The organism is Agrobacterium pusense (assembly GCF_013285525.1).
Taxonomy (GTDB): Bacteria; Pseudomonadota; Alphaproteobacteria; order Rhizobiales; family Rhizobiaceae; genus Agrobacterium; species Agrobacterium pusense.
The window spans coordinates 93,736-118,016 of the sequence record NZ_CP053856.1 but is presented as its reverse complement, the minus strand read 5'-3'; the positions used below and the strand labels follow the sequence as shown (position 1 = coordinate 118,016).

Here is a 24,281-nt window from a genome sequence, read left to right as displayed (position 1 = left end):
CGGCCCGGGTCTCCCCTAATAGAGCCCGTAGGGAAAATAACGACGATAGATCTCTTCGAGCCGGCCGTTGCGGGAAAGAGCGGCAAGCGCCTGATCGAAGGCCGGCACCAGCACATTATCCGGATCGACCGTCATGATGGAAAGGCCCTCGCCGAGGAACCTGTCCGACATATAAGGCCCTCCAAAAAGAGCGCAGCAGCCTTCGGATGCGCTTCCTGAAACCCAGAACGGCAGGCGCAGGGCATCGGTAAAGATGGCGTCGACCTTACCGGCCTTCAGAGCACCGTACATGGGTTCGTAGCCGTCAAAACCCTCAACCGCCGCCTTGGGAAAAAATGCCTTGAGCATCTGTTCGTGCCGGGAACCGGTCACCACGCCCACTTTCTTGCCGGACAGTGCGTCAGCGCCGGAGCCGGCAAATTTCGTCGCCTTGTTGACAGCCAGCCGGGCCGGCAACAGAAGATAGGGCCGCGAAAAGGTGAAGCTCTTGCGCAGCTCGGCCGTGACGGCGAGACCGGAAATCACCGCTTCGCCCTCTCCCATCTCCAGAGCCGCCTCCAGCTCGTCAAAGGGTAAGGCCTGTACCTGACATTTGCTCTCCACCTTGAGCTGCGCGCAAACCTCGCGGACGAGATCGACATGGAAACCCGCAAGCCGGCCTTCCTGATCCGTAAAATTGAAGGGCGGAAAATCCACCGACATCAAAAACCTGATGCGGGGGACGGAGGAAAGGTCGCCACCGGGAAACCGCTCCTGAGCGTCGAAAAGCACTGGCATGCGGTTCCCGTCCGACAGGCCCTCCGCATGAAGCTTTTCGAAAATACCGACAACTTGCAAAGCGAACGCTAAAGTAAAAACAAGAATTATATTTCGCGTTACAATCGTCATTCTCATCTATACTATCCGCAGCAGGAAGTGGGGCGTTACCATGACGGTGGCGGCAGTGCATGGATTATTTGCGACACTATACACGAGAATCGTTTCGCACGACGCCTGCCGGGCGAAAAATTGTATTTTCCCGCATAGGCGATAATCCACCCCAGACGGTTCCTGATCGGGGTGAAGCCGGACACATGCGCTTCCTTCGGGCGCTGGGATTTGGCAAGCCGTATATCAGCGCGTGCGAACGGCTGGCGCTGGAAAACGGCTCGACGCTGGAAGCGGAACTGCTGGCCGGCGGCCTTGTCGCGACGGATGCCTATTTTGGCGCTTTCGCGAGGTTTTTGCGGTTACCCTTTGTCGCGGAGATCGATTCGGACCGGATCGCAGATGTCCATCGTCTCGATACACAGCTAGCCGAGCCGTGCTTGCTACGGCTGACGCCTGCGAACGGTAAACCAGCACTTCTGATCGTGCCCGAGCTGGCGCGGATGGAATTACTGAAAAGCCTGCTGGATCGACATCCGCATCTTCTGGACGAGCTCGTGGTGACGACGCCGCATGCCATGCGCGATGCGATCTGGAAGGCGGGTGAAACACGCCGCTGTCGTGAGGCTCGCCAGCAACTCTTCAACACCGCGCCGCAGTACTCTGCAAGGATCACGCTTCAAGGTCATCAGGGCTTTTATAGCGGTATCGTCGTCACCCTGCTTACGCTCTCGCTGCTGTTTCACACACAGACGGCCATGGCCGTCATCCACGTCGCCCTGACGATGCTTTATTTCTTCACACTGCTGTTCAGGCTGTTTGTGCTGATGCAGACTTCAGGAGAGAAAGACACGACGACCGCAGCTGCGCTCGAACCCGACGGAAATCTGCCGGTCTATACCATTCTGGTGGCGCTCTATCGTGAGGACGCCATCGTCAGCCAGCTCATCGGCGCGCTGGAGCGGCTCGACTGGCCGAAATCCCGACTGGATATCAAGCTCGTCTGCGAGGCAGATGACGGGGCCACAATCGACGCCATCCTTAGATTAAATCCCGGACAGCATATTGAGATCGTGAGAGTGCCGCCTTCCCTGCCGAGGACCAAGCCCAAGGCGCTTACCTATGCGCTCTCCGGCGCGCGTGGGGCGTTCGTTGCCATCTATGACGCGGAAGATCGGCCACATCCGCTGCAATTGCGTGAAGCCTATGCGACCTTCCGCCATCAGCCGGAGAACGTGGCCTGCCTGCAGGCGCCGCTTATCATCAGCAATGCGCGCTCTTCCTGGATCAGTGCCTGTTTTGCCCTGGAATATGCCGGTCTGTTCCGTTCAATGTTGCCCGTGCTTGCGGCGCACCGGCTACCGCTGCCGCTTGGCGGCACGTCCAACCATTTCCGCACCGCCGTATTGCGTCGCGTGGGCGCCTGGGATCCTTACAATGTGACTGAGGATGCCGATATTGGCCTCAGGCTGCACCAACTCGGCTATCGATGCGGCGTCATATACCGCCAGACGCTGGAGGACGCGCCCACCACGCTTCCCGTGTGGCTCAACCAGCGGGCACGCTGGTACAAGGGTTGGCTGCAGAGCTGGCTGGTGATGACCCGCGCGCCTGTCGCGACGGCGCGCCGCATGGGATGGCTCTCCTATATCGTCTTCCAACTGTTGATCGGCGGCATGCTGGTGTCGTCGATGGCTCATCCCCTGCTCTTCGTTTCCGTGGCGTGGATGGCCACGGCTATCGGGGACAGCGGTGCAGACATGCTGTTTTCGTGGCAGGGCGTTCTGTTTCTTACCGATACGCTGAACATCGCCGGCAGTTACGCCATATTCGTGCTGATGGGCAGGAACAGGATGATCGATTACGAGAGGAGGCAGGTGGGAAAACGCTGGCTGGCAATTCCGCTTTATTGGCTGATATTGTCTCTGGCGGCCTGGCGTGCCGTGCTTGAGTTAAAAACCAGGCCTTTCGTCTGGAACAAGACGCCTCACGTACCAAGCGTTAGCAACACTACCTGAAACGGTTGCCGCTTCGATCCTTTACCTGGTCGCAGAAGGCGGCTTCTATTTTCTGCCGATATCGTCGCGATTTGCAAAACCGAAGCCGGCCTTACGCAACTCGCCCACCGATCTGCATATAATCGACGTCTGCCGGAGCGCTTCGTCCGGCAGACGTCCCGTTTCATTTCAAGCGCGGGCGATTATCGTGCAACAAGCTTGTTCTTGATCAGGCCGACGATGACCTGGACGATCAAACCGCCGACACCGCCGCCAACGAGCTGGCCGGCAAGGGCGCCGATATCCACACCGCCAGCCGCCGCGTCTCCCGCTGCCCCAAGCAGCGATCCGAGTACGGTTCCACCGCCAATACCGCCAATGGCGCCGGCAATCAGGTTGCCGAGCGCGCCAAGGTCAGAGTCCTTCAGTATCTTTCCACCGGCTGTCCCACCAGCCGCACCGCCGATGATCTGGGCCAATATCGAAGCAAGATCCATGTCATCCTCCTCACTTGTTTTCCCGACCATTCGGAAAAACAAAGCATCCTAATCACGTCTGTGCGGGCTGGATGGAGCCGGCGTGGCCGACCTTCTCTTCCTCACCGAAAATTTTCCAGATTGAAGCGCCAATCGCCCCACCGACGATCGGGGCAAGCCAGAACAGCCACAGCTGCTGCAGAGCCCATCCACCGACAAACAGGGCCTGCCCCGTGGAGCGGGCCGGGTTGACCGACGTGTTGGTGACCGGAATGGAGATCAGATGAATGAGAGTAAGTGCAAGACCGATGGCGATCGGCGCGAAACCGACCGGCACCCTGCCATGCGTCGACCCCAGAATGATGATCAGGAAAAACGCCGTCAGAATAACCTCGATCAGCAACGCCGACAGGAGCGAATATCCCCCCGGCGAATGCTCCCCATAGCCATTGGCAGCAAAACCGCCAATGTCCGCCCCCGCCTTGCCGGTGACGATCACGTAAAGAGCCGCCGCGGCAACGACCGCCCCCAAGACCTGCGCAACGATATAGGGCAGTAGGTTTGCTGCCGGAAATTTACCGGCAACGGACAGGCCGACCGAAACAGCTGGATTGAAATGCCCGCCGGAAATACCGCCAACCGCGTAGGCCATGGTCAGAACCGTCAGGCCGAAGGCGAACGCGACACCCAGGAAGCCAATGCCGAGTTCAGGAAAAGCAGCAGCAAAAACCGCGCTGCCACAGCCACCAAAGACCAGCCAGAAGGTTCCCAAAAATTCAGAAAGAAGTTTGCGACTCATAACACTTCCCCATCATGTTACGACTGGATCAACTATTACGTGCAATTTAATCGTAGTCAAGCAAAATCACATAGTCCCGCGGCCACCGACGTGGCAGCAGACAGGGGCCAACATTTTTTGGCGAGGAGATCAAGGGGAGACTGGAGCGGGTGAAGGGAATCGAACCCTCGTATTCAGCTTGGGAAGCTGCTGCTCTACCATTGAGCTACACCCGCACCCACAAACAAGACATCGGATAGTTCGCGGCGGGTGTCAAGCGCCCGCCGGGGCTCATTATGCGGCGCGAAAGTGCTTGGAGAGCTTCAGCCCCTGCGCCTGATAGTTGGAGCCGAGACCGGTGCCATAAAGGCCTTCCGGTTTCTGCAGCATATGCTCATAAACCAACCGGCCGACGATCTGGCCATGCTCGAGGATAAAGGGCACCTCGTGGCTGCGCACTTCCAGCACGGCGCGGCTGCCGGTGCCCCCCGCCTGCGCGTGGCCGAAGCCGGGGTCAAAGAAACCGGCATAGTGCACACGGAATTCGCCCACCAGCGGATCGAAGGGCGTCATTTCGGCCGCATAAAGCGGCGGCACGTGGACGGCTTCGCGCGAAACGAGAATATAGAACTCGTCCGGGTCGAGGATCAGTTCGGCGCGGCCGCGCGCATAGAGCGGTTCCCAGAAATCGAGAACATCGTGCTGGGCCTTCTTGTCGACATCCACCACCGCCGTATGGTGTTTGCCGCGATAACCGATCAGCCCGTTTTCGCCAAATCCCTTGAGGTCGATCGAGAGTGCGATACCACCGCCCGTCACGTTCGGGCTTTCGCTGGCGACCAGCGTTTCCGTCTCGTGCAGTTTCAGAAGCTCGCTTTCACTCAGGAGCGAATGGCCAATGCGGAAACGGATCTGCGACAGGCGCGAGCCACGGCGAACCACCACGGGGAAGGTGCGCGGGCTGATTTCCAGATAGAGCGGACCTGTGTATCCCGCCGGTATCTTGTCGAATTCCTGCGCATTGTCGGTCATGACGCGGGTGAAGATATCGAGGCGACCGGTCGAACTCTTAGGATTGGCCGAGGCCGACATGTCCGCCGGCAGCGCAAGGCTTTCCATCAGCGGAACGATATAGACACAGCCGGTTTCCAGCACCGCGCCCTGACTGAGATCCACCTCGTGCAGGCTGAGACGATTGAGCTTGTCGATGACCTTGGTTCCGGGGCCGGGCATGAAACTTGCACGAACACGATAGGCCCTGGAGCCAAGCCTGAGGTCGAGGCTGGCGGGCTGCACCTGATCGACATCGAGATCGGCCTCGCTTTTCAGCTTGCCGCCTGCAAACAGCTCGCGGATTGCGCCATCCGCCAAAATGCCCGTGGTTCTCATCATGGTCGTCATTCCTTTTTACGGCGACAAAACCAAAAGGAAAGCATTGACGCAAGCCGGTAACGGCAGTATGGCAAGCTTATCCCGTGGTGATTTGGCCGGTCGGCTTGCAGCCACGTTAAACAAGTGGCTAAAAAGACCGGGTGCTAGGAACCGGTCTGCTTTTGCGGCCGGTTTTTTTGTTTTGAAGGTGATCACATGAGCAATAAATGGCGCCCGGCAACCCAGCTCGTTCACGGCGGTACGCTACGCTCCCCTTACGGTGAAACGTCGGAAGCGATTTATCTGACCCAGGGTTTCGTCTACGAAAACTCTGAAGCAGCCGAAGCGCGCTTCAAGGGTGAAACCGACGGCTTTATCTACGCCCGCTACGCCAGCCCGACCAATGACATGTTCGAAAAGCGCATGTGCCTGCTGGAAGGCGCTGAAGACGCCCGCGCACTTGCTTCGGGCATGGCCGCCGTCACCGCCGCCATCATGTGTCAGCTGCGCGCCGGCGACCATATCGTTGCCGCCCGTGCCCTCTTCGGCTCCTGCCGCTGGGTGGTTGAAACGCTCGCGCCGAAATATGGCATCGAATGCACGCTGATCGACGGACGTGATCTGGGCAACTGGGAAAAGGCAATCCAGCCAAACACCAAGCTGTTTTTCCTCGAAAGCCCGACCAATCCGACACTCGAAGTGGTGGATATCGCCAGCGTAGCGAAGCTTGCCAACCAGATCGGTGCGAAAGTGGTCGTTGACAATGTCTTCGCCACACCGCTTTTCCAGAAACCGCTCGAACTCGGCGCCCATATCGTCGTTTATTCGGCCACCAAACATATTGACGGCCAGGGTCGCTGCCTCGGCGGCGTGATCCTTTCCGACAAGAAATGGATTGAGGAAGAGCTGCAGGATTATTTCCGCCACACCGGCCCGGCCATGTCGCCGTTCAATGCCTGGACGCTTCTGAAGGGCATCGAGACGCTGCCGCTGCGCGTGAAGCAGCAGACGGCCAATGCCTCGAAGATCGCGGACTTCCTTGCCGATAGCGCTAAGGTCGCCAAGGTCATCTATCCCGGGCGCGCCGATCACCCGCAGGCCGACATCATTGCACGGCAGATGTCCGGTGGTTCGACGCTGGTGGCTTTCGAATTGAAAGGCGGCAAGGAAGCGGCCTTCAAGCTGCAGAACGCGCTTGAGATCGTGAAGATTTCCAACAATCTGGGCGACGCCAAGAGCCTCATCACCCATCCCGGCACCACGACGCACAAGAACCTCACAGACGAGGCACGGGCGGAACTCGGTATCTCCGGCGGCACTTTGCGCCTTTCCTGCGGCATCGAGGATACGGACGATCTGCTGGAAGATCTGGCAAAGGGTCTGGCAGCCGTTTCGGCCTGACATTCATATTCAATAATCGACATGGCCCGGCCGGAACGCCGGGCCATGTCGCGTTTGATGGCCTCGAAAGCCAGTATCAGGCAACCATTATTTACCTTTTCCGTTATCCCTAACGGTAAAAAACAGCGCAACGGGAGACAGCTCCTGCCCCTCAAGTCATTCATTTTCTTGACGATAGCCAGAGCCTATAGTGTAGGATAAGCGGGCAGGGAAAATATCGAGGTGTGGCGCGTATGTATCGTGCTCTGACAAGGGATATAGAGGTGACGGTTGATCCGTATTATCTCGAAGAACAATCCGACCCGGATGACGACCGCTACGTCTGGGGCTACAAGGTCGTGATCGCGAATAACTCGGATGTTCCCGTTACTCTCGTCAATCGCTATTGGCATATCACTGACCAGAACGGTCAGGTCGACGAAGTCTACGGACCGGGTGTCGTGGGAGAACAACCGCATCTCAAGCCCGGCGACACCTACGAATATTCCTCCGGCTGCCCGTTGGACACGCCGTCCGGCCTTATGTTCGGACATTACGAGATGGAAACGGAAAGCGGAGAAGTGTTCAACGTCACCATACCCGCTTTTTCGCTGGATTCTCCGGGGCTGATGCGGGTCTTGAACTGACCCGCAGGCCATGAAAAACCGCGCCTTTGCAGGCGCGGCCCTTATTCAGGCGTTTTCAAATTCGCTGACATCGTAGCGATAAGTGGTCGAGCAGAACTCACAGGTCACGGCAATCGCGCCGTCTTCCTCGCTTGCCTTGATCTCTTCGGCGGTAAAACCCGAGAGCACGCCCTTGATCTTATCCCGCGAGCAGCTGCAGCGATCGAAAATGGACTGCGGATCATAGATGCGCACGCCGCTTTCATGGAACAGCCTGAAGAGGAGACGTTCCACCGGCACCTGCGGATCCGTCAGTTCGTCCGTATCCACGGTGTTCAAAAGCGTCACGGCTTCCGTCCAGGCATCGTCCTCCTGCACATCGTGACCGCCTTCATCGCCATCGCCGCCGTGCAGGTCACGCATACGCAGCCGCTCGGGCGCCTGCGGCAGGAACTGGGCGATAACGCCGCCCGCACGCCAGCCGTGACGCGGTTTGCCTTCCCCGTCGCGATCGAAGAATTCGGCCACACCGAGGCGCACACGGGTTGGAAGCTGCTCCGACTGACGGAAATAAACCCCGGCAATGTCTTCCAACGACGAGCCATCGAGTGGCACGATGCCCTGATAGGGCTGCATGCCCGCGCCCTGATCGATCGTGAAGGCCAGAATACCGTTGCCCAACAATTGTTCCGGCGAAGTCGCCCCTGCCGCAAGCGCCTCTGCCAGCCGCTCCTCATCAAAACGGGCATAAGCGCGCATGCTTTCCGGCGCGGTGAAATCCGCCACCAGGAGGTCCACCGGACCGTCGCCCTTGGTCTGTACCGTCAGCTTGCCGGAAAACTTGAGCGATGTGCCGATCAACGCCGTCAGAACGGTCGCTTCCGCCAGCAGGCGGGCGACCGCAGCCGGGTAATCGTGGCGCTCGAGAATGGCATTCAGCAGCGGACCCACCTGCACGGCGCGGCCGCGCACATCCAGACCTTCGACCTGAAAGGGCACGACCTTGTCGTCGCCAGCAAAATCGAGATCGTCCAGTTCAACCGTTACATCTGCCATGTCATACTCCCTGGCGCAGCCGTGGCGCCGCTACCGTCCAAAAGTCCGGCTTTCGAAATGTGCTTTTTCCGCTTGTCGCACAGAGACCCGGGAAGAGAAACCGCTTCCGGGGAAAAACGTGCAAATCGTGACGATGGCCCGCCAGAAAACCGACGAGCCTCTTCGAAGTCCAACAGATGGTAATCGCTGCCGAGAAGTTCAAGCACCCGCCCGACGTTGATCAAAAGGGTGATATTTTCAGATGACGCCCATGCACCAGGCGATGATGGATTTCTGCGCGTGGAGGCGGTTTTCCGCCTCGTCGAAGACCACCGATTGCGGGCCGTCGATCACCGCATCCGTCACCTCTTCGCCGCGGTGAGCCGGGAGGCAATGCATGAACAGCGCGTCTTTTTCCGCCTTGGCCATCAGGGCTTCATTGACCTGATAGGGCTGGAAGATGTTGTGGCCGCGCGCCTTGTGTTCCTGATTCATGGAGACCCAGGTATCGGTGACGACGCAATCGGCGCCCGCCACCGCCTTGTCGGCATCGTGGCACAACATTATCTCGCCGCCATTGTTGCGGGCCCAGTTCAGGAACTTGTCATGCGGTTCGGAGCCCATCGGCACTGCCATCGTCATGCGGTAGCCGAAACGGGCCGAGCCCTCCACGAAAGAATGCAGGACATTATTGCCGTCCCCTGTCCACGCAATCGTCTTGCCTTTGACCGGACCGCGATGTTCTTCGAACGTCATGATGTCAGCCATGATCTGGCATGGATGCGTGTCATCCGTCAGGGCGTTGATGACAGGCACTGTCGCATGTTCGGCAAGCTCGAGCAGGCGCGAATGATCTGTCGTGCGGATCATGATGGCGTCAACGTAACGCGACAGCACCTTTGCCGTATCACCGATCGTTTCTGCGCGGCCGAGCTGCATTTCCGTACCAGAGAGGAAAAGCGTCTCGCCGCCAAGCTGACGCATCCCCACATCGAAGGAGACGCGGGTTCGCGTGGATGGCTTTTCGAAGATCATGGCCAGCATCTTGCCGGCAAGCGGTTTTTCCGCCGTTCCGGCCTTGGTGGCCGCCTTGCGTTCGCGGGCATCGTCGAGAATTACCCGCAGGTCCTGCGAGCTGACGGCCGACAGGTCGAGAAAATGTTTAGGTGAAGCCATTTCAAACTGTCCCATGCTTGCGAGCCCCAGGAAAAAGGCCCGCCCTTCAGTGTTTCCTCAGGCGATTTTTGCCTGTTTCGCTGTGAGAGAAGCGGCGGCCGCTTCCACGCGTGCCAACCCCTCACGGGCTTCCTCCGCCGTGGTGACGAGCGGCGGCAGGAGACGAATGACATTATCGCCCGCTGGTACGCCCAGCAGACGCTCGGCGCGCATGGCCTGCAACAGCTCGCCCGATGGCACCTTGGCCTTGATGCCGAGAAGCAGGCCTTCGCCACGGATTTCCTCGATAACGTCAGGATAACGGTCCTTCAGCGAAGCAAGGCCCTGGCGGAAAACCAGCGCGACATCACGAACCTTTTCCAGAAGGCCGTCAGAGAGGACGACATCAAGCACGGCATTACCGACTGCCATGGCCAGCGGATTGCCGCCATAGGTGGTGCCATGCACGCCCGCCGTCATGCCGGAAGCGGCATCAGCCGTCGCGAGGCATGCGCCCAGCGGAAAACCACCGCCGATGCCCTTGGCAACCGCCATGATATCAGGGGCGACACCAGTGTGTTCATAGGCAAAGAGCTTACCCGTGCGGCCAACGCCCGTCTGCACCTCATCGAAAATCAGCAGCAGACCGTGTTCGTCGCAAAGCGACCGCAGTAACTGCAGGAATTCCTTGCTGGGTGCGCGAATACCGCCCTCACCCTGAATGGGCTCGATCAGAAGCGCTGCCGTCTCGGCCGTGATGGCGGCTTTCAGCGCATCGACATCACCGAAAGGTACCTGGTCAAAGCCTTCGACCTTGGGACCGAAACCTTCGAGATATTTCTGCTGGCCGCCGGCTGCGATCGTTGCAAGCGTACGACCATGGAAGGCGCCTTCGAAGGTGATAATCCGGAACTTTTCCGGGTGGCCCTTGGAATAATGATAACGACGCGCGGTCTTGATTGCACATTCCAGTGCTTCCGCGCCGGAGTTGGTGAAGAAGACCTTGTCTGCAAACGTTTCCTCCGTCAGACGCTTGGCAAGCTTTTCCTGGCCCGGAACTTCATAGAGGTTCGAGACATGCCAGACCTTTTCGGCCTGCGTCTTGATCGCGTCGACAAGATGCGGGTGGGCATGGCCCAGCGAATTGACGGCAACGCCGGCCGCAAAATCGAGATATCGCTCGCCGCTTTCCGTGTACAGCCAGACGCCCTCGCCTCGCTCGAAGCGGAGGGGGGCTCTTGCAAATGTATCGAACAATGGCGCGGCGGCTTCGGCCATGGCTGTATCACTCCTTGCGCGGATGCGCTGTCAGACGGTTGTCAATAGGCTTCGAGGGTTATCCCTCGCCTGAAAATCAAAAATGCCGCCTCGCGGCGGCAGGGGCACTATTGTCACTTCGCTTGCCGATGTCAACAAAAGTCCGTATTTCCTAGGCTTCTCAAGCCCTAGTAGGTTGCAGGTCGCAAGGCCCAAGGTGTTGCCTTTCTGACTCAACTCGCCAGCAAGTTGGGGAAAACCGGAAAATCGATTCGAGATGATTCCCGCGACTCTTGCCACGGAGTCTGCGTGGCACTAGGTTAATCGCTAATTACTAGACTGCATTGCGGCGGAACTAGTCACCAAAAATCAGGCAGAAACCACGCTCGCGGCATGCCCGCGAGACGGAGAAGGATTCTGTCGAAATACACGCGAAAAGCGGAGAAGCGGCATGAACTGGACAGACGAGCGGGTCGAGAAACTCAAGAAATTGTGGGCCGAAGGACTGAGCGCCAGCCAGATAGCAGCTCAGCTGGGCGGCGTCAGCCGCAATGCCGTGATCGGCAAGGTCCATCGTCTTAATCTGCCCGGACGCGTCAAGGCTGGCGGCCCGGTGACGTCGGCGCGTTCTGCGCCCAAGCGGACTGCTGCACCTGCCCCGCGCACGGCGAATTTCGCTGGCCGCGTCAACGCTGCACCTGCTCGGATCCTGACCCGCTCCAACGCGGCGACCGCTCTTCAGGAAGAGGTCGGCATCGAAACTGCGGAAATTCTCGATTACGTTCCGTCCAGAAACGTCGTTACTCCGATCTCCCGCCGGCTGACGCTGACGGAACTGACGGAGCGCACCTGCAAGTGGCCGGTCGGCGACCCCCTGAAAGACGATTTCCATTTCTGCGGCTGTGAAGCGCTGGAATCGTCACCTTATTGCAAATTCCATGCGAAACTCGCCTACCAACCGGTCAGCGAGCGCCGCAAGGCTTGAGTGTTGCGGCACACATTTGACACTCAAAAACTACGGGCCTTCGGGCCCGTTTTTTTGTGACAAAATACCGCGCTTCCCGGGCAGCGACAGCAGAACACCAAGGCTTATTCATCGTCGTCGGGTTTCGCCCTTCAATCCGAATTTCGGTAGATCTTCCACCGCTCGTCAAAGAGATGAAAGTATCGTGCTTGCGGAAGGTTCAAAATGAAAAGGCCCGACACCATTCCGGTTTCGGGCCTTTCGATTCTGGCGGAACGTCATGCTGAGGGGAACCCTCAGTTCGGTTCCGATCAGGCTTCCATCGAATATCCGGCACCGCGCACGGTGCGGATGACATCCTGCATATGGGAAAAGTTGAGCGCCTTGCGGAGACGTCCGACATGCACGTCAACCGTCCGCTCATCCACATAGATATCGTGACCCCAGACGCCGTCCAGCAATTGCGAGCGGGAGAACACGCGGCCCGGAGAGGTCATCAGGAATTCCAGCAGGCGGAACTCCGTCGGACCGAGACGCACCTCGCGGCTTTTGCGGTGAACGCGATGCGTTTCGCGATCCAGCTCGATATCGCCGCACTTCAGCACCGAAGACAGAACCTCCGGACGGGCCCGGCGCAGCATGGCCTTGACGCGGGCCATCAGTTCCGGCGTGGAAAACGGCTTGACCACATAATCGTCCGCGCCGGTGGCGAGGCCGCGAACCCGTTCGCTTTCCTCGCCGCGCGCCGTCAGCATGATGATGGGAAGGCGCTCGGTTTCCGGCCGCATCCTGAGCCTACGGCACAGCTCGATACCGGAAACGCCGGGAAGCATCCAATCCAGGATGAGCAGATCCGGAATACGTTCCTGCAGCCTGATCTCTGCCTCGTCTCCACGGGGTATGGTGTCGACGTCATATCCCTCAGCCTCGAGATTGTAACGAAGCAGGACGCTCAGCGCTTCCTCATCTTCCACAACTGCAATCTTGGGCACCATATGCTAACTCCGCAAGCCGCTGCTTGTCTGTTACTCGGTCACCGAACCGAGCGTGTTGGAACTGTCGTCCTTCGGACGCTCGCCCTCCGGCTGGCTGCCGGTGGTCATGTAATAGATCGTCTCGGCGATGTTGGTGGCATGGTCACCGATGCGCTCGATATTCTTGGCGCAGAACAGAAGATGCGTGCAGGTGGTGATGTTACGCGGATCTTCCATCATGTAGGTCAGAAGCTCGCGGAAGAGCGAGGTATACATGGCGTCGATTTCCTCGTCGCGCTCGCGAATGGCATTGGCCTTTTCGGCGGAACGTGTCGAATAGACGTCAAGGACTTCCTTGAGCTGTACCAGCGCCAGCTCCGACAGGTGCTCTATGCCGCGGGCGAGTTTGCGCGGCACGCCCGTTCCGGCGACCGCGATGACGCGTTTTGCGGTGTTCTTGCCGAGGTCGCCAACGCGTTCGAGGTCGGCGGCGATCCGCAGGGTGCCGATGATTTCGCGAAGGTCTGCCGCCATCGGCTGGCGCTTGGCGATGGTGACGATGGCCTTGTCGCCGATCTCCCGCTCGGAATGATCAAGGATAGCGTCATCGGAAATGACCTTCTGGGCAAGCGCGGCGTCGGAATTGACGAGCGCACGCACGGCGTCAGCACACATCTGCTCGGCGAGACCGCCCATCTCGGCGATGCGTCGCGTCAGGAACTTCAGTTCGTCATCATAAGCAGACAGGATATGCGAATGGGTCGTTGTCTGGTTCACGGTCTATTCCTCCGGCTTGGCCTTGCATGCGACCGCCCGAAGCGGGCCCGCAGCGGCACCAGTCTTGTTGGGTTGCGATAAAGCGCCGGCCGCGATCAGCCGAAGCGGCCCATGATGTAATCCTGCGTGCGCTGGTCATCCGGATTGGTGAACATCTTGTCGGTTTCATTTTCCTCGACAAGGTGACCGAGATGGAACATGGCCGTACGCTGGGAAACACGAGCCGCCTGCTGCATGGAGTGCGTGACGATAACAATCGTGTAATTGGTGCGCAGTTCGTGGATCAGTTCCTCGACCTTGGCAGTGGCGATCGGATCCAGCGCCGAGCAGGGTTCGTCCATCAGGATCACTTCCGGGCTGACGGCAACGGCGCGTGCAATGCACAGGCGCTGCTGCTGACCGCCGGAAAGACCGGTGCCGGATTCGTGCAGGCGATCCTTAACCTCGTTCCAGAGACCCGCCTTCTGAAGGCTCTGCTCAACGATCTGGTCCATATCCGCCTTGTTGCGGGCGAGACCGTGAATGCGTGGACCGTAGGAAATGTTTTCGTAGATCGACTTCGGAAAAGGGTTTGGCTTCTGGAACACCATGCCGACGCGGGCGCGCAACTCCACGACGTCAATCGCCTGATCATAAATATCATCGGTGTCGAGCGTGATCTTGCCCGTGACCCGGCAACCGTCGATCGTGTCGTTCATACGGTTCAGGGTACGCAGGAAGGTCGATTTACCGCAGCCGGACGGGCCGATAAGCGCGGTTACCGTATTTTCGCGAACGTTGAGGTTCACGTCGTAAAGCGCGCGTTTTTCGCCGTAATAAACCGAAACGTCCTTGCCGATCATCTTGTATGAGACTTCATTCATTTTCTTGTCCAGCGCCTTTTCAACTGCTGCTTCCGACAACATGTTCATTGCTCAATCTCCCTTTACCAGCGCCGTTCGAAGCGGCGACGCAACAGGATTGCGCCAACATTCATGACGATGAGGAACAAAAGCAGGATGATGATAGCGCCTGAAGTCCTTTCGACAAAGGCGCGCTCCGCTTCATTCGCCCACATGTAAATCTGCACCGGCAGGGCCGTGGACGGGTCCATCGGCGTTGTCGGGTAATTTGCTACGAATGCCACCATGCCGATCAGCAGCAGCGGCGCAGTTTCGCCCAGCGCGTGGGCGAGGCCGATGATGGTGCCGGTGAGGATGCCGGGCATGGCGAGCGGCAGCACGTGGTGGAAGATCGTCTGCATCTTGGAAGCGCCGAGGCCCAGAGCGGCGGCGCGGATTGACGGCGGCACGGCTTTCAGGGCAGCGCGGGTCGCAATGATGATCGTCGGCAGGGTCATCAGCGTCAGGACGAGGCCGCCGACCAGCGAGGCTGAGCGGGGAAAGCCCATGAAGTTGATGAAGACAGAGAGGCCGAGCAGACCATAAACGATCGAGGGAACAGCCGCGAGATTGTTGATGTTCACCTCGATGAGATCAGTCAGACGGTTCTTCGGAGCAAACTCCTCAAGGTAGATCGAAGCCGCAACACCGATTGGCAGCGACAGCACCAGCACGATCAGCATCATGTAGAAGGAGCCGATCAGCGCCACGCCGACACCCGCCGCTTCCGGACGGCTCGAGGCGCCGTTGATGAAGATGCCGGTATTGAAATGCTTGCCAAGCTGCCCGCTTTCGGCGAGCTGGTTCATCCAGCCGAGCTGCTGATTCGAGATACGGCGATTGGCTTCATCCGCCGTCAGATCGACCTGGCCCTTGAAGGCGCTGTCGACGTCGCCCGAGGCCAGAAGCGTCACCGTGCGGGTGGTGCCGATAACGGCGGGGTCGGCAACGACGATATCGCGAAGCTGCGTACGTACGCTATCGGAGATCAGAAGGTTGACGGCGCGAAGACCGGCGCGGTCTGTTGGCGCGACGCCCAGAACCTTGGCAACCGCATCACGGGCAAGAACGGGATAATTGGCCGTCATAAGCTTGGCCGGATTGGTGGCACGCTCGTTCTTGGGATCGATGATCTGTTCGGAGAACTCAACCGGAACGGTGATCATCGTCTGCTGGAACGCGGTGTAACCCTTGGAGACAACCGAGAAAAGCAGAAGGAAGAGAAAGATGAGGCCGAAGGAAATCGCTGCCATGCCATAAGCACGGAAACGGCGTTCGGCGGCATAACGGCGCTTGATGCCGATATCACGACGCGTCGCCTTGACGGCGTTCGCACCAGCTGCGGGAGAGGCGATGTCGGTCATTCATATTGCTCCCGGTATTTGCGCACGATGTAAAGCGCGTAGATATTCAGGCAAAGCGTGATGGCGAAAAGCGTGATGCCAAGCGCAAAGGCAACCAGCGTCTGCGGCGAGGTGAATTCAAGGTCGCCCGTCAACTGGCTGACGATCTTGACCGTCACCGTGGTCATGGGCTCGAAGGGATTAAGCTGCAGTCGGGCAGCGACACCTGCCGCCAGAACCACGATCATGGTTTCGCCGATGGCGCGCGACGCCGTCATCAGCACGGCGCCGACGATGCCGGGAAGAGCAGCCGGAAGAATGACCCTCTTGATGGTTTCGGAGCGCGTGGCGCCAAGTCCGAGCGAACCATCGCGCAGCGAACGCGGCACGGCGGTGATGATGTCATCCGACAGCGACGACACATAGGGGATCAACATGATACCCATGACGAAGCCGGCGGTGATGACACTCTGCGCCTGGATGAAGTTGGCGTAGTTACCCGTCGCCAGTCCGTTGATCTGCGCAGAAATGTCTCTGAGGAAAGGACCGACCGTCGTCAGCGCGAAAAAGCCGTAGACGATGGTGGGGATGCCGGCGAGCACCTCGAGCAGCGGTTTTGCCACCGAGCGCAGGCGGGGTGACGCATATTCCGACATATAGATCGCCGAAAACAGTCCGACGGGCACGGCAACCAGCATGGCGACGAAGCCGATATAAAGTGTGCCGGCAAGCAGCGGGATCAGGCCGAACTGTCCCGATGAATCGGTCGCACCGGCAGCCGCAAAACGCGGATCCCACACCGTGCCGAAGAAGAACTGGTGAGCCGGAACCATGTTGAAGAACTGGATCGCTTCCGTCAGCATCGACAGAACGATGCCGATCGTTGTCAGGATAGCGATGGAAGACGCGACAAGAAGAGCGCCGAGAATGACCTTTTCGACCTTGTTGCGTGCCCGGAAGCGCGGTGCAATCGCCCGCAGCGCATAGGTGGCGCCGCCAAGCGCGGCCAGCAGCACGACAGCGATCATCGCAAGACGGCTCGTGGCGGTCATGGTGTTCAGCGTTTGGGCGGCGTCAACCATGAACCGTTCCGGATCACCGGCAATCGCCACGCCCTTGGATGCAAGCAGAGGCCTCACCGCGCTTGTGTCCGCATCGACCTGCGCCGTTTCTTCCGGTGTCAGCCGCTGAAGGCCGCGGGCGATGGAGGTTACCATGCCGTAGGTCAGGCTCTGCTGCGCCTCGGATTGCGCCCGGATGTCTTCCGGGAAATCGCCGCGGACCGCTGACGTCACGATGAGCGGGCTGATAATCAGCCAGACGCTGAGAATGAACGCCGCGGGCAGTACCGCCCAGACGACCGCGTATGAACCGTGATAACCGGCTCGGGAATGCATGCTGGAAGGACGCCCACCAGACAGCGCAACGGCACGGCGGCTGCCGAGCAGATAACTGCCGATGCCGATCAGCGCCAGTATCAGCAAAAGGATCGATGTGTTCATTAGAGTTCCCTCGGCGTGCCGCAGGAGCACGGTGCGATATAGGGCAAATCAAAAAGTCATCAAAACGAGACCGCTGGACCATCCCGGAATGCCTGCCAAGTGACTGTATCAAAGTCCGGCAAGCGTCAAGGTTGATACATCCTATCCATCTGTAATCCATAGACAATCATGTGGACGACGATGAATAGGAACTGTCAACCGGAGACATTCGCCCAAGCGGAGAGGCACCGGATGGTATGAGGGGCGCGGCAGGCCGCACCCCTCCTTCTTCATTACATCGTGGAACCGGCCGAGAACTTGGCACGGATTTCTTCGCGCTCTGCGTCCGGAGCGGCAACCAGGCCGTAATTTGCGAGCGGGGAATCCGGGCCGATCATTTCGTCGGAAACGAAGAACTCGACATATTCCTTAAGGCCCGGGATAACGCCCAGGTGAGCCTTCTTCACATAGAAGAACAGCGGGCGGGAAACCGGGTACTTGCCGCTGGCAACGGTTTCAGTGGACGGAACGACGCCCGAAACGGTTGCGACCTTCAGGCGGTCGGCGTTGTTTTCATAGAAAGCGAGGCCGAAGACGCCGAGGCCGGTCTTGTTGGCGTCGATGCGAGCGAGCGTCTCGGTGTAGTCGCCGTCGATGTCGACTGCAGCGCCGTCCTTACGGACTGCTACGCACTTGGCAGCAGCCTGCTTGGCGTCGGTGATCAGCGTCTTGATGACGTCGGTCGCCTTGGCTTCCTTGCAGCCGTCAGCCATGATCTTCTCTTCGAAGACTTCGCGGGTGCCGTGCTTGGAACCCGGGATGTAAGCGGCGATCGCTACATCCGGCAGTTCCTTGTTGATTTCCGACCACTTCTTATAGGGATTGGCAACGAGCTTGCCGTCCTTGACGATTTCAGCGGCGAGAGCGAGGTAAAGGTCCTTCGGCTCAAGCTTGATGTCCTTGTTGGAAGAATCCATTGCGAAGACGATACCGTCGTAACCGATCTTCACTTCCTGAACGTCGGTAACGCCAGCAGCCTTACAGGCGGCCAGTTCGTCGCTCTTGATCTTGCGCGATGCGTTGGCGACGTCGATGGTGCCTTCGCCCACGCCCGAGCAGAACGCCTTCAGACCGCCACCCGTGCCGCCCGACTCGACGACCGGAGCCTTGAAGTTCGGGAAGGTTTCGGCAAAAGTCTCGGCAACGATCTTGGCATAAGGCAGAACCGTGGAGGAACCGGCAACCTGGATCTGGTCGCGAGCAGCGGCGGCGCCAGCGAAGGCGACAGAAGCCACCAGAGCTGCTGCGGAAAATTTAACGAAGTTCATTTGTCTCTCCCGTCGTGGGCTTGTTTGTGGACGCAGCCGATAGCGGCACTCGCTCTTAGCATGCGCTCGGCGACCTCTTCTTAACCACCGTAGCCCCATCCTTTTATGTCACTTCAATGAAAGATTTGTGACAAGCTAAATAATTGATTTAAAATGAAAATTTACGTGATATTTTGTATGTACGGGTGTTTATGTCAGAATCTGACGGTAAAATCCGTGCCGCTGCCCAGTTCAGATTTAATGATGAGCCGAGCGCGGTGGCGGGTGAGAATGTGCTTGACGATGGCAAGACCAAGCCCCGTTCCCTTTTTGGAGCGGCTGTCGGCGACGCTGACGCGATAAAACCGTTCCGTCAGCCGCGGCACATGTTCGGCCGGTATGCCCGGCCCCCGGTCGACGACGCTCACCTCTACCGGCTTGCCGGGCTCAGCCCGCAGCCAGACATCAACAATCTTGCCTTCCTGGCCGTATTTGCATGCATTTTCCACGAGGTTCTGGAATACCTGCACCAGTTCGTCGCGATCTCCCTGCACCTCCGCAGGACCATCCGGCAGATGCAGGGTGATATCGACATCGAGTTCGTTGGCAAGCGGCAGAAGCGTATCGCGCACATGACCTATGACGGGAACGAGATCGACCTTCTGATCCGGCGCGATATTGGCGCGCAGCTCCAGCCTCGAAAGGGACATGAGGTCATCCACGAGCCTGCTCATGCGGGTTGCCTGATCGAGCATGATGGCGAGGAAACGCTCCTGCGCCTTGGGATCGTTGCGTGCCGGCCCCTGCATGGTTTCGATGAAACCGCGCAGGGAAGCCAGCGGAGTGCGCAGTTCATGGCTGGCATTGGCGACGAAATCGCTGCGCATGCGGTCGATGCGGCGAAGTTCCGAGACATCGCGGAATGACAGGATGTAGAAAAGCGGGCCCGCCCCCTCGCCCATATCCGCACGGGCGATACGGACGATGAAGACCCGTTCTGAGGGGAAACGCTCGGAATGTTCGACCTGATTGGGCTCACCGGTGGTTATGGTTTCGCGAATGACATCCAGCAGGCCCGGCGAGCGCAGCCTTGCGGAAATATGCGCCCCGGCGGGAAGCTGACCAAACGCCCGTTCGGCCGCGCCGTTCTGAAACAGCACGCTGGCATTCTTGTCGAGAACGAAAACGGGCGTATCCAGCACGGCAAGGCCCGCCCTGACGCCGGAAATGACACTTTCAGCTGGAACATCAGGCTCATCCACCTGTCCGGCCGCGTTTTTGGCCTTTTCGGAAAAGGCCGGTTTTTCGCGAACGGCCAGAATGGCGATAACCGCGCAGAGCCAGAGGACGGCCGGCATATAGGGCGTGTGCAACTCGGAAACTGCCACGATGGCGAGCATGCTGACGACGAGCACGGGCAGCCAGTTTCGGCCAAGCTTCTTTGCCAAAAGCCTTAATCCACTATCGCCTTCCATGACTGCCATTTCAGCCTGCTTTCCACTCTCGCTCGACAGCGCATCGAAATCTCATAGGCCAGCTTCATGACAGAGATTCATCACCGCATATTTTCCACAGCGTATATGTGCAAATTCCACGCTGCAATCGTCACACCGCCACAGCTTTCTCAAGCAATCCTCTTTCGCTTGAATTCTGCCGGGCGATGTGAACTCATTGGCGGCGAGTTGCCTTTACACAACAACAGCCGGAGGAAACCATGGCCGATGAAACGAAGAAGCGGACAGTCGAGATTACCGTTGGCGGAAAGCTGCGCAGCTTTGACATCGACGATCCGGTTCTTCCCGACTGGGTGGAAGAAAACAAGCTCTCGGCCGGCAATTTTCCCTATGACAAGAAAATGAAGCGCGAGGAATACGATGCCGCGCTGGAGGCGCTGCAGATCGAGCTCGTGAAGGTCCAGTTTTGGCTCCAGGCCACAGGCAAGCGGGTCATGGCAGTTTTCGAGGGCCGCGATGCGGCCGGCAAGGGCGGCGCCATCTTCGCGATCCGGTCCTATCTCAACCCACGCTATGCCCGCGTCGTGGCGCTGACCAAGCCAACGGAAACCGAGCGTGGGCAATGGTATTTCCAGCGCTATATCTCGCATTTTCCCACGGCAGGCGAACTGGTTCTGTTCGATCGCTCCTGGTACAATCGGGCCGGAGTGGAACCGGTGATGGGTTTCTGCACCCCCGAGGAACATAAGCGCTTCCTCAAGGAAACGCCGCGCCTGGAAAAGATGCTCGCCCATGAGGACATCCACTTTTTCAAGTTCTGGCTCGATATCGGACGGGAAACGCAGATCGACCGTTTCCACGATCGCCGCCATAGCCCGCTGAAGTGCTGGAAACTTTCGGACATGGACATAGCCGCGCTGGCGAAGTGGGACGACTACACGCAAAAGCGCGACGAGATGCTGGAAAAGACCCATACGGATGTCGCGCCCTGGACGGTGGTACGCGCCAATGACAAGCGCCGGGCCCGGGTCAATCTCATCCGCCACATTCTCAATTCGCTGGACTATGAGGGCAAGGACAAGAAGGCGATCGGCGAGATCGACAATAAGATATTGGGGGCGGGCCCGAATTTTCTCGGAAAAGCCGAAGGGAAATGAGGAGAGCCGCCTTTGCGGCCGCTCGTACCCTTTTACTGACCCGGCAGGATGCGCACGGAATAAAGGTTGACCGGGCGGCCGCTGCCATCGATATCGCTGTTGATGAAAATCCTGCCCGGCGCGTTGGGGGCCAGCGAACGCTCGAATGTCGCGTTCAGCAGCATGTCGGCGCGCTCGGCCGTGGCCGTAAACCGGTGGCGCGAACAATCGCCCAAGGTAGCGAAATCGCATGCGACGGACACCTGCGTCTGCCGGTCACTGGAGGATTGCAGGGTAATGGATATGGTCGAGGATTTCCCGGCCATGTCCCGCATCACTTCGACTGGAACCTCGATGCTGACGGCGCCATCCTGCGCCACGCTTCTTGACGTCACCCGAATTGCCTTGCCGGCGGGCGTTGCGATATTTTCGACATTGGCGCGTGGACCTGCCGAAACTCCGGAATTACCGCGCTCGGCATTAAAAACCTCGACCCAGTCGTCCGAAAAGCCACGCCCGGCCGATAGGCTCGGGGCGGGCTCGGCGCCATTAAAGTCCTCTGCCTGCACCTGCGCCGGCGGATTGGGCACGCTGGTATCCCGCTGTTCCGGAGAGAGCAGGACACCCGAGGAATAGGCCCACCAGGCGCCGAAACCGACAAAGGCCAGAAGCGTGACATAGATGAAAAGCCGGGCAAAAAGCCCGCGGCGCTTGCGGCGACCAACAGCACCTTCGGGGCGGAAGGCAAGCGATGCGTCAGCCGCGCTGGAACCTCTTCTCGATGGTTTTCCGCCGCGCCGGCCTGGTCGGGGGGATTCCGGAGCCGTGGCGGCACCGGGTCGCGCATCGCGCGTTTCACCGCGCAGTTCCGGCTCGACAGACACTTCATCCCGATGGGGCGGCTGCGAAACGGGATCGACGGAACCATCATCCTGCGCCGCGCTTTCCTGCACGGGCGGCCGCAATTGCTGCTCCACCCTGTCCAGAAGCCGGTTGCGTTCCTCGTTCTCGATGAGGTGGATCAGGCTTTCAAGCCGCTGGCGCTGCTGGGCAACAATCTGCGGGTCGTCGATGCCCTGCTTGCGCAGGCCCGCTTCCAGCGCCTGACGGGACGATTGATAAATACGTGCACGAACTTCGGCGTTCGATCTGTCCGATTTTTCCAGAGCATTTCTGATTGCCGTTTCCAGTCCGCTCACGACCGATCCTTGTTCTAATGCGCTTTGCAAAATATGCGGCGCTGCGCCATGGGTTCACGATTCGGTAACGGCTATGCCGCCCCTCCGCAAGCATCGTTTGTGATAAAGACCGGATTGTCTTGGGGAAAATCGATCTATTGTGGCGCTACGAACGCAGGTCCGGCGACGCCTCGCGGTACTGTTTTCGCTTCCAATCCGACACCGAACACGATAATGACTTACGTGCGCGTAAACGTAATCTGGGGGAGGAGCCATGCTACCGTCCGTGCTGAAAGACAATCTGCGTCTTCCGGTCATAGCGTCACCATTATTCATCATTTCGCACCCTCAACTGACGCTGGCGCAATGCAAGGCGGGCGTCATCGGCGCTTTCCCGGCGCTGAATGCGCGGCCGGAAAGCCAGCTCGATGAGTGGCTGGCGATGATCACCGAAGAGCTTGACGCGCACAACCGGGCCAACCCGGATCGTCCGGCGGCGCCTTTCGCGGTCAATCAGATCGTGCATATGTCCAACCGGCGACTGGAACATGATCTCGGCCTTTGCGTGAAATATAAGGTCCCGGTGGTTATTTCCTCGCTCGGTGCCGTGCCGGAAGTCAATGCGGCCGTGCATTCCTATGGCGGCATCGTCCTGCACGATGTCATCAACGATCGCCATGCAAGGTCGGCCATCCGCAAGGGCGCGGATGGGCTGATCGCCGTCGCGACGGGCGCCGGCGGCCATGCGGGCACACTTTCTCCCTTCGCCCTCGTGCAGGAAATCCGCGAGTGGTTCGATGGCCCGCTGCTGCTTGCCGGCGCCATTGCCAATGGCGGCTCCATCCTCGCGGCACAGGCGATGGGCGCGGACATGGCCTATATCGGCTCCCCTTTCATCGCCACGCAGGAGGCCCGCGCATCCGAAGCCTACAAGCAGGCAATCGTCGATGCGCAGGCCAAAGACATCGTCTATTCGAACTATTTCACCGGTGTTCACGGCAATTATCTGAAAAGTTCGATCGTCGCCTCCGGCCTCGACCCCGGCAAGCTGCCGGAAGCGGATCCCTCTAAGATGGATTTCGAATCGGCTTCCGGCGGCGCAAAAGCCTGGAAGGACATATGGGGCGCGGGCCAGGGTATTGGCGCGGTCAAGTCGGTGGAGCCGGTAGCGGCTCTGGTTGATCGGCTGGTCCAGGAATACGAGGTTGCGAGGGGCCGCATCTGCGCCTTAGCCTGATACGCCCCTTAAACATTGGACAGGCAAAGCTTTTTGCGGAAATTTCAAAAGCCACGCATTCAAGGCTTGAAATCCGTCGGCATTGCCTGTATCAGCCCGCCATGAAGCTGATCCGTGACAGACGGATCACAACCGGGCCGCTTTAGCTCAGTCGGTAGAGCACATCATTCGTAATGATGGGGTCACGTGTTCGAGTCACGTAAGCGGCACCATTTTCAAACAAAAATCCATCTCAAAAAGCACGTCCGTGCTTAAGTGAAACCAAACCGCCCCACACACGTTCTCCGGCTGGTCAACAGTCAACCGGAAGGCCTGTCATCGTGGACGTCATTCGTATTCTCATCGCCATCATCCTGCCGCCGGTTGGTGTATTTCTCCAGGTCGGACTGGGGCTACACTTCTGGCTCAACATTCTTCTGACACTGTGCGGTTATGTGCCCGGCATCATCCACGCGATCTGGGTGATCGTGCGGAGGTGACGTTCCGCATCGCGTGATGATGGAATGTCCGCAATTTTTTAGCACGTGATTAAATTATCATGTGCTTCTGGAACCGCATCTTCTCCTTCACGTTATGGTGATGACATAGACAAGGAGAAAATCATGAA

General features: G+C 58.9%; 22 protein-coding genes, 2 tRNA genes and 1 riboswitch. Of the genes, 8 read left to right on the top strand and 16 right to left on the bottom strand.

Annotated elements, in window-relative coordinates:
- Positions 1-15 precede the first annotated feature (15 nt).
- A complete protein-coding gene (locus tag HQN82_RS00560) occupies positions 16-777 on the bottom strand; it encodes a transporter substrate-binding domain-containing protein (RefSeq protein WP_112766168.1) in 762 nt (253 codons plus the stop codon).
- A gap of 170 nt (positions 778-947) precedes the next feature.
- On the opposite strand from HQN82_RS00560, the gene HQN82_RS00555 reads away from it, so the two are divergent.
- Positions 948-2,885 (top strand): glycosyltransferase family 2 protein, encoded by a 1,938-nt coding sequence (locus HQN82_RS00555; protein WP_162699352.1) that lies wholly within the window; start codon positions 948-950, stop codon positions 2,883-2,885.
- A 182-nt stretch (positions 2,886-3,067) separates the two neighbouring features.
- Here the strand turns inward: HQN82_RS00555 and HQN82_RS00550 are convergent, their stop codons facing one another.
- The 4 genes from HQN82_RS00550 to HQN82_RS00535 form a co-directional block, all read right to left on the bottom strand.
- Positions 3,068-3,361 (bottom strand): hypothetical protein, encoded by a 294-nt coding sequence (locus tag HQN82_RS00550; RefSeq protein WP_006698952.1) that lies wholly within the window; start codon positions 3,359-3,361, stop codon positions 3,068-3,070.
- 52 nt (positions 3,362-3,413) lie between these two features.
- Positions 3,414-4,139 (bottom strand): aquaporin Z, encoded by a 726-nt coding sequence (gene aqpZ, locus HQN82_RS00545; RefSeq protein WP_112766120.1) that lies wholly within the window; start codon positions 4,137-4,139, stop codon positions 3,414-3,416.
- Positions 4,140-4,280: 141 nt separating this feature from the next.
- Positions 4,281-4,354, bottom strand: a tRNA-Gly gene (locus HQN82_RS00540).
- Between the two features lie 58 nt (positions 4,355-4,412).
- A complete protein-coding gene (locus HQN82_RS00535; RefSeq protein WP_112766166.1) occupies positions 4,413-5,510 on the bottom strand; it encodes a 2'-deoxycytidine 5'-triphosphate deaminase in 1,098 nt (365 codons plus the stop codon).
- Between the two features lie 73 nt (positions 5,511-5,583).
- A riboswitch (SAM riboswitch) is annotated at positions 5,584-5,662 on the top strand.
- 43 nt (positions 5,663-5,705) lie between these two features.
- Here HQN82_RS00535 and HQN82_RS00530 point away from each other — a divergent pair.
- On the top strand, positions 5,706-6,890 hold the full coding sequence (locus tag HQN82_RS00530; protein ID WP_112766119.1) for an O-succinylhomoserine sulfhydrylase: 1,185 nt from the start codon (positions 5,706-5,708) through the stop codon (positions 6,888-6,890).
- 233 nt (positions 6,891-7,123) lie between these two features.
- Positions 7,124-7,516: a Co2+/Mg2+ efflux protein ApaG gene (gene apaG, locus HQN82_RS00525; RefSeq protein WP_006698948.1), complete on the top strand. Its 393-nt coding sequence runs from the start codon at positions 7,124-7,126 to the stop codon at positions 7,514-7,516.
- A gap of 45 nt (positions 7,517-7,561) precedes the next feature.
- Here the strand turns inward: apaG and HQN82_RS00520 are convergent, their stop codons facing one another.
- From HQN82_RS00520 to HQN82_RS00510, 3 genes are all read right to left on the bottom strand, one after another.
- Positions 7,562-8,551: an Hsp33 family molecular chaperone gene (locus tag HQN82_RS00520; protein ID WP_035206751.1), complete on the bottom strand. Its 990-nt coding sequence runs from the start codon at positions 8,549-8,551 to the stop codon at positions 7,562-7,564.
- Between the two features lie 237 nt (positions 8,552-8,788).
- A complete protein-coding gene (argF, locus tag HQN82_RS00515; RefSeq protein ID WP_004439776.1) occupies positions 8,789-9,706 on the bottom strand; it encodes an ornithine carbamoyltransferase in 918 nt (305 codons plus the stop codon).
- A 57-nt stretch (positions 9,707-9,763) separates the two neighbouring features.
- A complete protein-coding gene (locus HQN82_RS00510; RefSeq protein ID WP_173614440.1) occupies positions 9,764-10,963 on the bottom strand; it encodes an aspartate aminotransferase family protein in 1,200 nt (399 codons plus the stop codon).
- Between the two features lie 430 nt (positions 10,964-11,393).
- Here HQN82_RS00510 and HQN82_RS00505 point away from each other — a divergent pair, with 430 nt between their 5' ends.
- Positions 11,394-11,927, top strand: a complete 534-nt coding sequence (locus HQN82_RS00505; RefSeq protein ID WP_004439774.1) for a GcrA family cell cycle regulator — start codon at positions 11,394-11,396, stop codon at positions 11,925-11,927.
- A 290-nt stretch (positions 11,928-12,217) separates the two neighbouring features.
- Here HQN82_RS00505 and phoB read toward each other — a convergent pair whose 3' ends face one another.
- From phoB to phoR, 7 genes are all read right to left on the bottom strand, one after another.
- Entirely contained in the window at positions 12,218-12,901 is a 684-nt protein-coding gene (gene phoB, locus HQN82_RS00500) for a phosphate regulon transcriptional regulator PhoB (RefSeq protein WP_003493692.1), read from the bottom strand.
- Between the two features lie 30 nt (positions 12,902-12,931).
- Positions 12,932-13,657, bottom strand: coding sequence for a phosphate signaling complex protein PhoU (gene phoU, locus HQN82_RS00495; RefSeq protein ID WP_004439770.1), 726 nt, complete (start codon positions 13,655-13,657; stop codon positions 12,932-12,934).
- 95 nt (positions 13,658-13,752) lie between these two features.
- Positions 13,753-14,568: a phosphate ABC transporter ATP-binding protein PstB gene (gene pstB, locus HQN82_RS00490; protein WP_003519986.1), complete on the bottom strand. Its 816-nt coding sequence runs from the start codon at positions 14,566-14,568 to the stop codon at positions 13,753-13,755.
- Positions 14,569-14,582: 14 nt separating this feature from the next.
- Entirely contained in the window at positions 14,583-15,902 is a 1,320-nt protein-coding gene (gene pstA / locus HQN82_RS00485) for a phosphate ABC transporter permease PstA (protein ID WP_022555564.1), read from the bottom strand.
- A complete protein-coding gene (gene pstC, locus HQN82_RS00480) occupies positions 15,899-17,383 on the bottom strand; it encodes a phosphate ABC transporter permease subunit PstC (protein WP_004439765.1) in 1,485 nt (494 codons plus the stop codon). Before pstC ends, pstA begins: the two co-directional genes overlap by 4 nt.
- A gap of 272 nt (positions 17,384-17,655) precedes the next feature.
- Complete coding sequence (locus HQN82_RS00475; protein WP_004439763.1) at positions 17,656-18,690, bottom strand: substrate-binding domain-containing protein; 1,035 nt, start codon at positions 18,688-18,690, stop codon at positions 17,656-17,658.
- Positions 18,691-18,884: 194 nt separating this feature from the next.
- Positions 18,885-20,153 (bottom strand): phosphate regulon sensor histidine kinase PhoR, encoded by a 1,269-nt coding sequence (gene phoR, locus HQN82_RS00470; RefSeq protein WP_173614439.1) that lies wholly within the window; start codon positions 20,151-20,153, stop codon positions 18,885-18,887.
- Positions 20,154-20,383: 230 nt separating this feature from the next.
- Here phoR and ppk2 point away from each other — a divergent pair, with 230 nt between their 5' ends.
- Positions 20,384-21,280 (top strand): polyphosphate kinase 2, encoded by an 897-nt coding sequence (gene ppk2 / locus HQN82_RS00465; protein WP_173614438.1) that lies wholly within the window; start codon positions 20,384-20,386, stop codon positions 21,278-21,280.
- A 32-nt stretch (positions 21,281-21,312) separates the two neighbouring features.
- On the opposite strand, the gene HQN82_RS00460 is transcribed toward ppk2, so the two are convergent.
- A complete protein-coding gene (locus HQN82_RS00460; protein WP_077986614.1) occupies positions 21,313-22,458 on the bottom strand; it encodes a hypothetical protein in 1,146 nt (381 codons plus the stop codon).
- Between the two features lie 253 nt (positions 22,459-22,711).
- Here HQN82_RS00460 and HQN82_RS00455 point away from each other — a divergent pair, with 253 nt between their 5' ends.
- The 3 genes from HQN82_RS00455 to HQN82_RS00445 all read left to right on the top strand — a co-directional run bounded on the left by HQN82_RS00455 (position 22,712) and on the right by HQN82_RS00445 (position 24,153).
- Positions 22,712-23,674, top strand: a complete 963-nt coding sequence (locus HQN82_RS00455) for an NAD(P)H-dependent flavin oxidoreductase (RefSeq protein WP_173614437.1) — start codon at positions 22,712-22,714, stop codon at positions 23,672-23,674.
- Between the two features lie 136 nt (positions 23,675-23,810).
- Positions 23,811-23,886: transfer RNA gene (locus HQN82_RS00450), tRNA-Thr, on the top strand.
- Between the two features lie 108 nt (positions 23,887-23,994).
- Positions 23,995-24,153, top strand: a complete 159-nt coding sequence (locus tag HQN82_RS00445; RefSeq protein WP_004439740.1) for a YqaE/Pmp3 family membrane protein — start codon at positions 23,995-23,997, stop codon at positions 24,151-24,153.
- Positions 24,154-24,281: the final 128 nt, after the last annotated feature.